Source organism: Mycobacterium sp. (assembly GCF_965229105.1).
In the GTDB taxonomy this organism is placed as follows: domain Bacteria; phylum Actinomycetota; class Actinomycetes; order Mycobacteriales; family Mycobacteriaceae; genus Mycobacterium.
On record NZ_OZ245858.1, the window covers coordinates 2,784,775 to 2,797,791 of the forward strand.

Genomic DNA, 13,017 nt, shown 5'->3' on the forward strand with positions numbered 1-13,017 from the left:
CTTTCGCGGGGGAAAAGCGCGGAAGCCAGGGTCCGGCGGCGGCGGCGCTGAACATGTCGAGACGGGCGTCCCCGGGTTGCTCGCGAGGACGTCTTTAACGGTCCAATAATCGCACCGTAAGAGATCACTGAGAAGATGGTAAGGCCCAAAAGCCCGATAACGCGTGCTCCGGCGCTCGGGCGATTCGTCTCACCGGCCGCCTCCGTAGCTCTGACGTGCAGGTACGGCCCACATGTGAAATTTCCTCAAAGCGTCCGCCCGCCAGCGGTATCGGGGGCGCGCTGGTGATTGCCCAGGCTCGCCTGCGGCCGGGCACCTACTTTCAATAGGGTATTGACACGCTCCGCGTAATTGCCTGTTCACAGTAGGCAAGTGGACTTCTGGGACGGTCGATAATTTCAATACTCCATTCATCACCGGGAAACAGGACGGCAACAGTGCACTTCTATCGTTCCCACTGTCGCAACGGTGATGACGCCGCCCAGGCACGGAGCTTCGCCTCCGTGCCGTCCAGAAGACTTTCCTGGTAAAGGAATCCGAACACATGAGCTTCGACTACTCGCGGATGTTGGCCACCTGCGCGGTGGAATCTCCGGATAAGGCAACCACCCTGCCGCCGGAGGCGTACGGCAGCGACGACCTCTACGCCGACGAGGTGGACCTGGTCTTCAAGCGAGGCTGGATCCCGCTGTGCCGTATCGAGCAGGTATCCAGCTGCGGGTCCTACTACAGCATCGACATCCTCGGCACGCCGATGGTGGTCACCCGCGACCGCCAAGGCGATATCCGGGTGTTGTCACGTAACTGCAGCCACCGTTGGATGGAGGTGTGCTCGGGCGCGGGGGAGGCCAGCGTTCTGCAGTGCCCCTATCACCTGTGGTCCTTCGGTATGGATGGTCACCTCGCCGGCGCTCCGGAGATGAAGGAATCGACCGGTTTCAACCGAGCCGACTACGGGCTCAAGCAGTTTCGGCACGAGATTTGGAAGGGTTTCGTCTTCGTCAACATGGACGGCCAGGCGGCGCCGGTCGCGGAGCAACTCGCCGGCCTTGACTCGTTCGTCGATCCCTACGATTTCGAGAACTACCAGACCGTTGAGCAGACCGATTGGGGTGTCTGCGAATGGGATTGGAAGATCATGGTGGACAACTTCATGGAGTGTTACCACCACCTGGGGCCGCATAGGCAGTCGCTGGAATCGCAGTTCCCCGCCGCCTTGAGCCACGCGGGCGGTGGCGGTGACTACTTCACCACGATGTGGGCGCAGCAGGCGCCCGGCTATCCCGCTGACCCCCCGTTCCTTGCGCCGGGTGCGGACACCCTGAGCCCCGAGCACAGTCATAAGAACCTCATCTTCATCGCCTACCCGTTGCTGCAGGTCTCGCTGGGGCCGGGATTCATGTACTGGCTCAAGACACTTCCGCTGGGCGCGGGCCGCATCGAACTGCAATTGGACATCGCGATGTCGCCCGCAGCGCTCGCCGCGCCGGGTGTCGAGGAACGTCGCAGCCAGCTGGTGAAGTCGATCTGCGATATCCACCGTGAAGACCTCGACGTGTGTGCCGCGGTGCAACGGGCAGTGCGCTCGGGCGTCACCAGCGTAGGTCGGCTGTCACATCTGGAGGCGCCGTTATGGGAGTTCTACCGCTACCTCGGACGCGAACTCGGTCTCTTGACCGGAGACGCCGATCTTGCGTCCGCGGGCTGAAAGGAGCAGGGCAGATGACCGGCACATTGAATGGTAAGGCCGCGCAGACGGTCGATGAGCCGTCGGTTCATGAGGTTGCCGAACGCCTTGGGGCCGCCGGCGTCAAGTACGCGGCGATCAGCTTCGTCGACATGCACGGTAAGCCCAAGGCCAAGATGGTTCCGCTGAACCATCTTTCGCAGGCAGCAGCCGGGTCGGAGATGTTCACCGGTGCGGCACTGGATGGCGTACCGCAGGATGTGAACGACGATGAAGTCGCTCCGCATCCGGACCTGGGCGCGGGAGTCATCACCCCGTTCAACCGTGAGGTCGCATGGTTTCCCGGCGACCTGTGGATCGGCGACACTCCGTTCGAGGCATGCAGTCGGCAGATCCTCAAACGCGTCACTGCCGATGCTGCTTCGTTGGGGTACACGTTCAACCTCGGGATCGAGACGGAGTTCTTCCTGCTGAGTGACGCGAGCGGGACACCGCAGCCGGCCAGCCGCGACGACAGCTTGGACAAACCCTGCTACGACCTCCGCGGGATGCTGCACAACTACCCGGTGATCGACGAGATCGTCTCGGCCATGAACGAACTCGGTTGGGACGTCTACTCCTTCGACCACGAAGACGGTAACGGCCAGTTCGAGACCGACTTCATCTATACCGACGCGGTGGCCATGGCCGACCGGTTCGTCTTCTTCCGGATGATGGTCGGCGAGATCGCCCGTAAGCACGGCCTTTTCGCGTCATGGATGCCTAAACCGTTTGCGGACAAGACCGGTAGCGGCGCCCATTACAACATGTCACTGGCCAACACCGATGGCGTGAACGCTTTCGAGCAAGCCGATGACCCACGCGGTTGCGGCCTATCTAGGCTCGGCTACCAGTTCATCGCAGGTATACTGCGGCACGCCCCGGCCATCTGCGCCGTCATCGCCCCGACAGTCAACAGCTATAAGCGACTGGTCAAGCAGGGCAGCATGTCCGGTCTCACCTGGGCGCCGGTATTTGCCTGCTACGGCGATAACAATCGGACGAACATGCTTCGGATCCCGTTGGGCGGCGGTCGAGTCGAATGCCGTGCCGCCGACAGTGCGAACAACCCGTACCTGGGTGCGGCACTGATGCTTGCCGCCGGTTTGGAGGGTATCCGCGAAGGCCTCGATCCCGGAGACCCCAACCGCGACAACCTCTACCGGCTATCCGAACCAGAGCTCGCCGACCGTGGTATCGGCTGGCTACCGAGAACACTCGACACCGCTCTGGATGCGTTCGAGTCGGACCCGCTGGCACGCGCAGTCTTCGGGGACGCGATGTTCTCGGCATTCCTAGCGGAAAAGCGACTCGAATGGGAAAGCTACAGCGCCCACGTGTCGGCTTGGGAGTCCGACCGCTACCTGAGGTTCTTCTGATGACGGCCGCGTCGGGCCACCGCTGGGAGGAATTCACTTCTGCAACGCTTGCCCGCCGCGTCGCGGGCGATCCGGCGTGTGTGGCATTGATCCCGGTCGGAGCGATCGAGCAGCACGGCCCGCACCTGCCCGTGGGTACCGACACCATCATTGCGACCGCCATCGCCGAAGCAGCCGCTGGTGATGAAGCGATCGTGCTCCCGCCGATTGCGTTCGGCGCCAGCTTCTTTCACGGTACTGATCTGGCCGGTACCGTCGCCTTCGCGAGTGAGGACATCGCGGCGACGGCGCTGCAGGTGGCGGAGGCCTGCCTGGAATCGGGTCTGCGGCGGGTGATGTTCGTCAACGGCCACGTCGGGAACTCGGCGGCGTTGTGGATCGCCTGCGATCGGTTCCGTCGCCGCCATCCAGACGATCGGATCGGTGTCATGCAATGGTGGGATTCGACGCCCGATATTGCGCGGCGCGCTACAGCCGATGCCCTCGATTGGCATGCGAACGCCGCGGAAACTTCGATCATGCTGGTGCTCCGGCCCGAACTGGTCGATACGGTTGCCATGGCAGGTGCCGATGACCCCGACCGGACGGCGGGCAGTGTTTTTCGGTACGCAGTGCAACACGTCTCCACCAACGGGGTCACCGGCAGCCCGTCGTTGGCGACGAAAACCGCGGGTCTTGAACTATGGCGGGATATCGTCGCCGCTGCTCGCGATATCGTCCGGCGCGCCCACGACGAGGTGGCACCGCTGAGTTGACTTCGGACATCTCCGACCGGCCGGGCTCTAGACTTCGCCACGTGTCGTCCCCCGGTGACCCCCAGGCCCAAATCCGGGCAATCGGGCGTCCGCGCAACACCGATTCCACGCCGATCGGATCGCCGCGGGCGGCGATCATCGACGCGGCGACGCGACTGTTCGCCGAGAAGGGCTACGCCCAGACGACGATGAGCGATATCGCCCGCGCTGTCGGTCTCCAACAATCGTCGCTGTACTACTGGTTCCGAAATAAAGAGCAGCTGCTGCAGGAAACGCTGCTGGTCAACCGTGCGCCGCTGAAGTTCATCGCCGACGTCGGTGCCGGTTCCGGGTCGCCGGCGCTGAAGCTGTACCGGCTCTTGCGGTTTGACACGATGCAACTCGCCCTGTCACCGATCGACTTCAACGAGATTCAGCGGACCGCGCATCAGCAGCGCACCGAATTCGCCCAGTTCTGGACAGACTACGAACGCCTCAAAGACTGGGTGGTCATGTTGATCGGTGCGGCTATTGCCGAGGGCAAGTTCATCGATTGCGATAAAGACGACACTGCGAGCCTGCTGTTGAACTTCGACGAGGGTGCGCAGAAGCGGACCCGGCTGCACACCGATGAGGGTGACCGGGTGGAAGAGGCCATCCGGGTCGCCGAACAGGTCGCCGTCATCTCCGTGCGGGGACTTCTCAAACGTCCCAGCGATATCGCCAGGATCACCGCACAAGCCGCACAGTTCGATGATCTGGCCCTTGTGCTGAAGGATGACCACACCCGATAGATCATTAAGTCTGCGATGGTTCTAACCGTCTGATCTCAGGTTCGATAGCAATGTCATCAGATTCGCCCGCTAAATCATTGATGACTCTATTGTTCGGGGATGACTTCACTGGAGGGCAAGGTTGCGATCGTCACCGGGACCAGCCGCGGGGTCGGCGACGGCATCGCCGAGGAATTGCTGCGGGCAGGTGCCACCGTCGTCGGGTGTTCTCGTTCGCCGCTCGATGAGCTACCCGCGGCAGCCAGGGTGCCCGGCGGCCGCGAACGCTCGGCCCAGTGGGTGTGCGATCAAGGCGATTACCACGCCATCGACGCCTTCGTCGGCAAGGTCGTCGACACCTACGGGCGGATCGACATACTGGTCAACAACGCCGGCGGGACGGTGCCCAGTCCCAGCGTCGAAGCGGTTCCCGAGCTGGTGCAACGCATTCAGGGCACCACGCGCAGCGCGGATGATTTCGAGCGCAGCGTGCTGTTCCACTCCTTTGCCATCCAGATGAACCTGATCAGCCCGCTGTGGTTCGCCATCCGGGTCTGTCCCGAAATGCGCCGCGACGGCGGCGGATCGATCATCAACATTTCCAGCGGCGCCGGGCATCCGGCCGGCTCACCCACCCTGGTCTCCTACGGGGCCGCGAAATCCGGCCTCAACCATCTGACCCGGTCGCTCGCCGAGGAGTGGGGCCCGACGATCCGGGTGAACTGTCTTGCCCTCGGTCCGACGATGACCGACAACTTTCAGAGTTTCGTGCTCCCCGCCGACGACAAAGATGGCAGCACATATTTCGCCAAGGTGCCGCTCAAGCGGGCCGGCGGCACCGACGAAGTGGGTCGGACATGTGTCTTTCTGTGCAGTGGGCAGGTCGACTACATCAACGGCACCACCATCGAGATCGACGGCGGAATGCTGCCCGGCGTGCTCTACGAAGCCGGACTGAAAACGATCACGGACCTGATGTAAACCCTCAACCAGTGGAGTTCCTTTGACGTATCGAGTGATTCAGTTCTCTACCGGCAACGTCGGGCAGCATGCGCTGCGCCATATCATCGAACACCCTGATCTTGAGTTGGTCGGTGTGCACGCCAGCAGCCCGACGAAGCTTGGCCGCGACGCCGCAGAACTGTGCGGGCTCTCAGCGCCGACGGGTATCACCGCCACTGACGACCTGGCTGCGCTGGTCGGGCTCGGCGCGGATTGTGTGGTCTACACCTCGCAGGGGGAGACCCGCGGCAGTGGTGCCCTGGAGGAGATCACCGCATTCCTTCGTGCGGGCACGAATGTGGTTGCATCATCAATGGTTTGGCTGGTAAACCCCGATACCGCTGACGCATGGCTGCGCGAGCCGCTGGAGGCAGCGTGCCGCGAAGGCGGAACGACGATGTACGTCAACGGAATCGATCCCGGGTTTTCCGGTGACATGCTGCCGTTCGCCGCCTTGAGTCTGTGCCAGTCCGCGACGTCGGTTCTCGTGCAGGAGATCTTCGACTACGGCAGCTACGACGATGCGGAGTTCACCGGGGTAAGTTTCGGTTTCGGCTTCACCCCCGAGCAGGATACGCCGGTGATGTTCCTCCCCGGCGTCCTGCGCTCCATCTGGGGTGGGCCGGTCGCGCACCTGGCGAAGTGCCTCGGCATCGAGCTCGACGAATTGCGCGAGAGGCACGAAACCTGGGTGACGCCAGTGGAGATCGAGTGCACGATGATGCGCGTCCCGCCCGGGCATATCGCCGCTGTGCGTTTTGCCGTCGAAGGGATCAAGGACGGCCAACCCGTCATCGTGATGGAACACGTCAACCGCCTCACGCAGGCCGCCGCCCCTGACTGGGCATACCCGCCGGACGGTCGCGGTGGGGTGCACCGCGTTGTCGTGACGGGCAGGCCCGGTGTCGAGATCAATGCCCACGTGGGTTCTGGTGACCTCGACCAGAACGACGGCGGTGTGATCTCCACGGCCGCAAAGGTTGTCAACGCCGTCGCGGCGGTGTGTGCGGCGCGGCCGGGGTTGGTGGCGCTGCGGGACCTACCCATCGACCAGGTCCATGGACTGATGCGGTGACCGCGCCCACTCGGCGCGGGGAAACCCGGCAACAACGCGGTGATGACACCCGAGCGGTGATCATCGCCGAAACCGTCGCCTGCATCCTGGAAGAGGGATTCGGCGCGGCCAGCGCCAAGCACATCACCGAGCGGGCCAACGTGTCCTGGGGTGCTATCCAGTATCACTTCGGTGACCGGGATCAGCTGCTGATGGCGGTGGTGGACCAGGGTTTCGCCGGGCTCCAGCAATGCCTTGCCGAGATAGATATTCCGAACGGCCCACTGCGCGACCGGGTGGCCGCGGTCGTCGAGGCCGCCTGGCCGGCGTTTAGTGAATCGACGTCGATGGCTGCCATCGAGATCCTGGTGGCCACCCGGGTCACCCGCGATAAGAAACTCAACCGGCACCTCGTCGAGATGAACGACGGACTCAACGCGCTGGGTACCAGGCTGGTCCCCGACCGGGACGGCACCGATATCGCCGATCTGATCTGGGCGTGCCTACGCGGTTTGATGTTGCCGCAGATGATGTCGGCGGTGCCCTATGATTCCAGCCGGCAACGGCGCACGCTTATCGACGTCTTGACGTTGTATCTGTCGGCCCAAAGCCTCTTCGCGGGTGGTTAAAGCACCGTCAGTGCCGAGTCGGCGGCGAGCTTGAGGGCTTCATTCACCGGAAGTGCCCGATAGGTCATGGACAAGATTTCCACCCCCCACGGCCCGTGGAAGCCGAGCTCGCGCAACACCGCCACCAGGCCGGGCAGGTCGAAAATGCCCTCACCACACAGCAATCGGTGTTCGACGGTGTCCTCGAACAATGTCCCGACGGTATCGGCTGCGGCATCGTCGAGTTCCACGGCGAAAATCATCTCTGGCGCCAGTGTGGCGCGTAGCTCGGTCAATGTGGTGCCAGCCCGAAAGACGTGCCAGGCGTCCACCAGGAGCCCGGCGGCCGGATGACCTGCTGCGGCAACGATTTCGGCACCCATGGGTACTGTCGCGATGGCCGAGAACGGCATCGTCTCGATCGCTATCCGGGTGCCATGTGCGACGGCCTGTTCGGCCAGTTCCCGGAGCGGCGCAACCAGGGCCAGCGGATCCGACGCCGGCGGACCGTTCTCCGAACCGATCTTGATCTGCACCGGACCCAGCACATCGGCAGCCTCGAAGAGCAGGTCGCGGGTGTCGTAGGTGTGTCCGGGGTGCCCGCGTGGAATCCACCAGCGCTCCAGCAGTTCGATCTCGACGTGGGACAATCCGGCGTCGGTGATCAGCCCGCGCAGCGCGTCGAACCCAATGCTGTTCCGGATTGCCGCCAGGTCGTCGGCGATCAGACCGAACCCGATGAAGCCCGCAGCGGCGACGGCGTCGATGCGGTCGGCGATGGGCACCGGGCTGGTCCCCGGAGTCCGCATCGGTGACGCGTTACCGGCACTGCTCCATGACGTGGCGACCAGTTGTGGCGCTACCACTGGATTCTCCTTCTAGGCGCGCGGTGGAACGGGCGGAGCGTTGTTGACGAAATGAGTGATCGTCTTGGTCGACATGGCGTATCTCAATTCTGATACTTGTTGAAGTACTCGGTCATCGTGGCGAGCTGATAGCGCGAAACATCCTGCGCACTTTCGTCTTCGGCAAAGACTGACGACACCATCACTGTGTCGGGGCGGTCATAGAAACCGATTTCGCTGAGGCCGCCAAAGAACTCGTCCCAGTTGACGTCACCGTCTCCGATCTTGAGGTGCTGGTGGACCCGGGCTGCGTTCCCCGGCGGGTTGGTGATGTAGCGCAGGCCGTGGCTGCGGTGATGGTCCATCGTGTCGGCGACATGCACCAGGCGCAGCTTCTCGCCGGCCGCGCGCATGATGGCGGTCATGTCCCCACCCATATGGAAGCTATGGCAGGCCACGTAGACCATGCCGATATTGGGGGAGTTGACCCCGCGGATGATCCGCACTGCTTCGAGCCCGTCCTCGACGAAATCGTCTGGGTGCGGGTCGATCCGGACGTCAATACCCTCGCGCTCGAAGATCGGCACCAGTTCCTCCATCGAGCGGAAGAACGCGCGTTCGGATTCCTCGGCCTTCTCTGGCCGGCCGGAGAACTCGGTGTTGATCACGTTGACGCCCAGGTCGACGGTGATCTGGATGACCCGCTTCCAGTTGCGCACCGCGGCTTCACGGGCATCCTCGTCGGGCCCTGACCAACGCAACACCGGCAGCACCGAGGCGATCCCGACACCGGCATCGGCGCACGCCTTGCGGAACTTGGCCACCAGGTCGTCATCGGCGCGGGGATGGTTGTAGAACGGGATGAAGTCCCGGTGCGGGGTCAGCTGTAGGTTCTCGTAGCCGAGATCGGCCACCACACGGGGGAAGTCAAGCAACTCGTAGTCGTGATGGAACGGCGTCGGATCCAACGCGATCTTCATCAAGCCCTCGGAACCGTTCGGCGGTCGACCATCTTCACCTCGACGGGGCGGCCGCTTTCCAGCGACTCGACCCCGGCTGCGCACACGGCGGCGGCGGCGTAGCCGTCCCACGCCGTCGGCCCGTCGGTGAAGTCGCCGGTGGATCGACCCAGGTGCACAGCGTTGACCCAGCGCTGGATCTCGGTGTCGTAGGCCGCGCCGAACCGCTCACGGAAGCCGGGCGTGATCTGGCCGCCCCAGTGGCCGGGTGCGGTCTTGCGGACCAGCCCGACATCCAGACCGATCATCGCGCTGCCCTTTTCACCGACCACCTCGGTACGTACCTCGTAGGCGACCCCGGTGGTGACGAACACCTCGACATCGACGTGCTTGCCCGTCGCGGTGCGCATGATGGCGATCTGGGGGTCGGCAAGCCCGTGTGGTGCTGCGGGATTCGCGGCCGGCTTGATGATCTGGATCGACGTAATCTCCTCATCGAACAGGAACCGGGTGACATCGACCTCGTGGACCAGGGAATCCTTGACGATCATCGCCGAGTCGAAGTGCGGCGGCACGGCCGGATTGCGGTGCACGCAGTGCAGCACCAGCGGGGTGCCAAGCTCACCGTCATCGAGCATCGCCTTGAGCGCGGCGTACTCGTGATCAAACCTGCGCATGAAGCCCACCTGGATGAGACGGGTGGACAGCTCGGCTTCACGCCTGACCACGGCGAGGGAGGTCTCCACGTCGGTGGTCAGCGGCTTTTCGCACATCACCGGTTTGGTGTGTTCCAGACATGCCAGCAGCTGCTTCTCATGCGTGGGCCCGGGCGTGGCCAGCAGGACTGCGTCCACCTCCGGGTCGGCAATGGCATCCAGCGGATCGGCGATGGCCCGGCAGCCGGGAATGGTCGCGGCGAGCTGCTCGGCCTTCTCGGTGACGTAGTCGTTGACGACCGACACCCGGGCACCGGAGATCCTGTTCTCGATTCGGGCGACGTGATCGGCGCCCATGATGCCGACGCCGAGGACCGCGATGCGCAGGTCAGACATGTTCGGATCCTTACTCATTGAAGCGGACGGACGGGATGCCGCAGGACCCCAGGTATGTGCGGGTGCGCTGGGCGATGGGCAGCGGCGCGTCGACGTCGCAGGGGTACATGTCCTGCTCGACGATGGCGAACACGTCGATGCCGAGGCGTTCGATCGCGGCCAGCAGCGGTGGCATATCGGGGATTCCGCGGGGCGGTTCGGTCATCGCGCCGAGTTTGACGGCCTCACCGAAGGGCAGGTCCTCGACCGCGACCCTGGCCCGCACCTCTTCGTCGACCTGTTTGAGGTGCAGGTAGCCGATGCGGTCGGGTGCCTTCTCGATGATCGCGATGTTGTCGCCGCCGCAGTAGCTGATGTGACCGGTGTCCAGGCACAGGTTGACGAACTCGCCGTCGGTGCCGTCGAGGAAGCGGTAGACGTTCTCCTCGGTATCGACGTGGCTGTCGGCGTGCGGATGGTATTGCGCACGCACGCCGTACTTCTCGAATATGGCCCGGCCCAGCTCGTTCATCCCGTTGGTCTTTTTGGCCCACTGCTCGGGGGTCAGGTTGCGGTCTTCGAGAACCGCTCCGGTAGCCGGGTCACGCCACATCTCCGGGATGACCACGACGTGCTTACCGCCGACGGCCGCAGTCAACTTCGCGACGTCTTCGATCTGTTTCCAGACCGCATCCCACGAGTCATCCTGGTGCAGATGCTCGAAAACCGTTCCTGCCGAGAGCTTCAGACCGCGCGAGCCCAGTTCCTCAGAAAGCTGTTGAGGATCAGTGGGCAGATAGCCGAAGGGGCCGAGCTCAATCCACTGGTAACCGGAGGCGGCCACCTCGTCGAGAAAACGCTTATACGGGGTCTGGTTCGGGTCATCGGGAAACCAGACACCCCAGGAGTCGGGCGCAGACCCCACCAGGATGGTGCTCATTGATGTCGGCCTTTCACTGGCGCTAGCTGGGGTTGAAATACGGGCGTTGGATCTTCTTCCAGTCCGCATACGTCTGGTAGGCCTTCTGGGTGGATTCCAGGGTCGATGCCTCGGAAACAGGTACATCCCACCAGGATTCGCTGTCCGGGGCGAAGATCATCGGGTCGGTCTCGACATGGATCACCGTGGTGCGGTCACTGGCCTTGGCCACTTTGACCGCGTCGGTGAACTCGGCGGCGGTGACCACCCGGATGACATCGGCGCCGAGGCTGGCGGCATTGGCGGCCAGGTCGACCGGCAGCTTCTCGCCGTCGAGGCGGCCGTCATCGCTGCGGTACCGGTAGGCGGTGCCAAAGCGCTGGGACCCCAAAGCCTCTGACAATCCACCGATAGAGGCGAAGCCGTGGTTCTGCACCAGCACCACGATGACTTTGATGTTCTCCTGCACCGCGGTGACCAACTCGGTCGCCATCATCAGATAGGAGCCGTCGCCGACCAGGACGAACACATCGCGGTCAGGCTCAGCCATCTTGGCGCCGATACCGCCCGCCACTTCGTAGCCCATGCAGGAATAGCCGTACTCAACGTGATAGCCCTTGGGGTCGCGGGTCCGCCATAGCTTGTGCAGATCGCCCGGCATCGAGCCGGCCGCACAGACCACCACATCGCGTGGGTCCGAGAGGGTGTTTGCCAGGCCGATCACCTGGTTCTGGTTCAGTGCCGCCCCCTCTTCGACGCGGTACGCCGCCGACACCGCGTCCTCCCACTCTCGGGCGAGGTCGGCAGTGCGGGTGCGATATTCGGCGGCGACCGAGTAGTTCGTCAAGGCGACCCCCAGAGCCTCGATGGCTTCGCGGGCATCGGAGACCACGCTGACGCCGCCCTGTTTGACCGAGTCGATCGACGCCACGTTGATGTTGACGAAGCGGACGTCCGGGTTGTTGAACGCGGTGCGCGAGGCGCTGGTGAAATCGCTGTAGCGGGTGCCGATTCCGATGACCACATCGGCCTCGGTGGCCAGCGCATTGGCCGCGGTGGTCCCAGTGGAGCCGATCGCGCCGACGGATTGCGGATGGTCATAGCGCAACGAGCCTTTACCGGCTTGGCTCTGACCGACGGGGATACCGGTCTGCTCGCAGAAGGCCGCCAGTGCGGCGGTCGCGCCGGAGTAGATAACGCCACCGCCCGCCACGATCAGCGGTTTCTTCGCCGACCGAATGACCTCGGCGGCATGAGCGATCACCGAGCGTTCCGGGAGTGGTCGCGCGACGTGCCAGGTGCGTTCTGCGAAAAGGGATTCCGGCCAGTCATGGGCTTCGGCCTGCACGTCCTGCGGGATGGCGACGGTCGCCGCCCCCGTTTCGACGGGATCGGTGAGCACGCGCATGGCGCCGAGTAGGGCAGCAGGCAGTTGCTCGGGCCGCCACACCCGGTCGAAGTAGCGGGACAGCGGTTTGAACGCATCGTTGACGGTGACATCGCCGGAGGAAGGCAGCTCGAGCTCCTGCAGTACCGGGGAGCTGACCCTGGTGGCGAACGTATCGGCGGGCAGCAGCAGAACGGGCAGCCGGTTGATGGTGGCCAGCGCCGCGCCGGTCAACATATTCGTCGCGCCGGGACCGACGCTGGCGGTGACCGCCCAGGTCTGCAGGCGGTCCTTCTGCCGGGCGAAGGCGACGGCGCTGTGCACCATGGCCTGCTCATTGCGGCCCAGCACGTACTTCAGCGCGGGCTCGCGATCCGCAGCGGCAGCGTCTATTTCGTCCTGCAGCAACGCCTGGCCGAGACCGGCGACGTTACCGTGGCCGAAGATGCCGAAGGCGCCGGCGAAGAATGTGGTCCGTTCGCCGTCGCGCTCGACAAACTGGTTGCCCAGAAAGCGAATGGTGGCCTGGGCGACGGTGAGCCGCACAGTCGCTTCGGCAGCGGGGGTCTTCTCCGCCTTCTTGGGCGCGGTGGAAACCAT

The 13,017-nt window shown here is 63.9% G+C and carries 12 protein-coding genes; 7 read left to right on the plus strand and 5 right to left on the minus strand.

Annotated features, from left to right (window positions below; genetic code table 11):
• The first annotated feature begins 544 nt into the window (after positions 1-544).
• The 7 genes from ADBZ9O_RS13205 (at position 545) to ADBZ9O_RS13235 (ending at position 7,297) form a co-directional block, all read left to right on the plus strand.
• The gene (locus tag ADBZ9O_RS13205) at positions 545-1,708 is read left to right on the plus strand and encodes an aromatic ring-hydroxylating oxygenase subunit alpha (RefSeq protein WP_526531876.1); all 1,164 of its coding nucleotides are present in this window, start codon (positions 545-547) and stop codon (positions 1,706-1,708) included.
• Positions 1,709-1,722: 14 nt separating this feature from the next.
• Complete coding sequence (glnT, locus tag ADBZ9O_RS13210; protein WP_526531878.1) at positions 1,723-3,105, plus strand: type III glutamate--ammonia ligase; 1,383 nt, start codon at positions 1,723-1,725, stop codon at positions 3,103-3,105.
• Positions 3,105-3,860 (plus strand): creatininase family protein, encoded by a 756-nt coding sequence (locus ADBZ9O_RS13215; RefSeq protein ID WP_526531880.1) that lies wholly within the window; start codon positions 3,105-3,107, stop codon positions 3,858-3,860. The genes glnT and ADBZ9O_RS13215 overlap by 1 nt, the downstream gene beginning before the upstream one ends.
• Positions 3,861-3,901: 41 nt before the next feature.
• On the plus strand, positions 3,902-4,633 hold the full coding sequence (locus ADBZ9O_RS13220; protein WP_526531882.1) for a TetR/AcrR family transcriptional regulator: 732 nt from the start codon (positions 3,902-3,904) through the stop codon (positions 4,631-4,633).
• Positions 4,634-4,732: 99 nt separating this feature from the next.
• The gene (locus tag ADBZ9O_RS13225) at positions 4,733-5,593 is read left to right on the plus strand and encodes an SDR family NAD(P)-dependent oxidoreductase (protein ID WP_526531884.1); all 861 of its coding nucleotides are present in this window, start codon (positions 4,733-4,735) and stop codon (positions 5,591-5,593) included.
• A 22-nt stretch (positions 5,594-5,615) separates the two neighbouring features.
• On the plus strand, positions 5,616-6,689 hold the full coding sequence (locus tag ADBZ9O_RS13230) for an NAD(P)H-dependent amine dehydrogenase family protein (RefSeq protein WP_526531886.1): 1,074 nt from the start codon (positions 5,616-5,618) through the stop codon (positions 6,687-6,689).
• Positions 6,686-7,297 (plus strand): TetR/AcrR family transcriptional regulator, encoded by a 612-nt coding sequence (locus ADBZ9O_RS13235; RefSeq protein WP_526531889.1) that lies wholly within the window; start codon positions 6,686-6,688, stop codon positions 7,295-7,297. Before ADBZ9O_RS13230 ends, ADBZ9O_RS13235 begins: the two co-directional genes overlap by 4 nt.
• Here ADBZ9O_RS13235 and ADBZ9O_RS13240 read toward each other — a convergent pair.
• The 5 genes from ADBZ9O_RS13240 to iolD form a co-directional block, all read right to left on the minus strand.
• Positions 7,294-8,142, minus strand: a complete 849-nt coding sequence (locus tag ADBZ9O_RS13240) for a sugar phosphate isomerase/epimerase family protein (RefSeq protein ID WP_526531891.1) — start codon at positions 8,140-8,142, stop codon at positions 7,294-7,296. The two genes, ADBZ9O_RS13235 and ADBZ9O_RS13240, sit on opposite strands and share 4 nt — an antisense overlap.
• An 83-nt stretch (positions 8,143-8,225) precedes the next feature.
• Complete coding sequence (locus tag ADBZ9O_RS13245) at positions 8,226-9,101, minus strand: sugar phosphate isomerase/epimerase family protein (protein ID WP_526531893.1); 876 nt, start codon at positions 9,099-9,101, stop codon at positions 8,226-8,228.
• A complete protein-coding gene (locus ADBZ9O_RS13250) occupies positions 9,101-10,132 on the minus strand; it encodes a Gfo/Idh/MocA family protein (RefSeq protein WP_526531895.1) in 1,032 nt (343 codons plus the stop codon). The genes ADBZ9O_RS13245 and ADBZ9O_RS13250 overlap by 1 nt, the downstream gene beginning before the upstream one ends.
• Positions 10,133-10,142: 10 nt before the next feature.
• Positions 10,143-11,051, minus strand: a complete 909-nt coding sequence (locus ADBZ9O_RS13255) for a sugar phosphate isomerase/epimerase family protein (RefSeq protein WP_526531897.1) — start codon at positions 11,049-11,051, stop codon at positions 10,143-10,145.
• A 22-nt stretch (positions 11,052-11,073) separates the two neighbouring features.
• Positions 11,074-13,017, minus strand: a complete 1,944-nt coding sequence (gene iolD / locus ADBZ9O_RS13260; RefSeq protein ID WP_526531899.1) for a 3D-(3,5/4)-trihydroxycyclohexane-1,2-dione acylhydrolase (decyclizing) — start codon at positions 13,015-13,017, stop codon at positions 11,074-11,076.

Excerpts from the sequence above, each read along its gene's own strand:
- ADBZ9O_RS13205 (WP_526531876.1), top strand. The coding sequence starts at position 545 with ATGAGCTTCGACTACTCGCGGATGTTGGCCACCTGCGCGGTGGAATCT.
- glnT (WP_526531878.1), top strand. The coding sequence starts at position 1,723 with ATGACCGGCACATTGAATGGTAAGGCCGCGCAGACGGTCGATGAGCCG.
- ADBZ9O_RS13245 (WP_526531893.1), bottom strand. The coding sequence starts at position 9,101 with ATGAAGATCGCGTTGGATCCGACGCCGTTCCATCACGACTACGAGTTG.
- iolD (WP_526531899.1), bottom strand. The coding sequence starts at position 13,017 with ATGGTTTCCACCGCGCCCAAGAAGGCGGAGAAGACCCCCGCTGCCGAA.
- ADBZ9O_RS13225 (WP_526531884.1), top strand. The coding sequence starts at position 4,733 with ATGACTTCACTGGAGGGCAAGGTTGCGATCGTCACCGGGACCAGCCGC.
- ADBZ9O_RS13255 (WP_526531897.1), bottom strand. The coding sequence starts at position 11,051 with ATGAGCACCATCCTGGTGGGGTCTGCGCCCGACTCCTGGGGTGTCTGG.
- ADBZ9O_RS13215 (WP_526531880.1), top strand. The coding sequence starts at position 3,105 with ATGACGGCCGCGTCGGGCCACCGCTGGGAGGAATTCACTTCTGCAACG.
- ADBZ9O_RS13250 (WP_526531895.1), bottom strand. The coding sequence starts at position 10,132 with ATGTCTGACCTGCGCATCGCGGTCCTCGGCGTCGGCATCATGGGCGCC.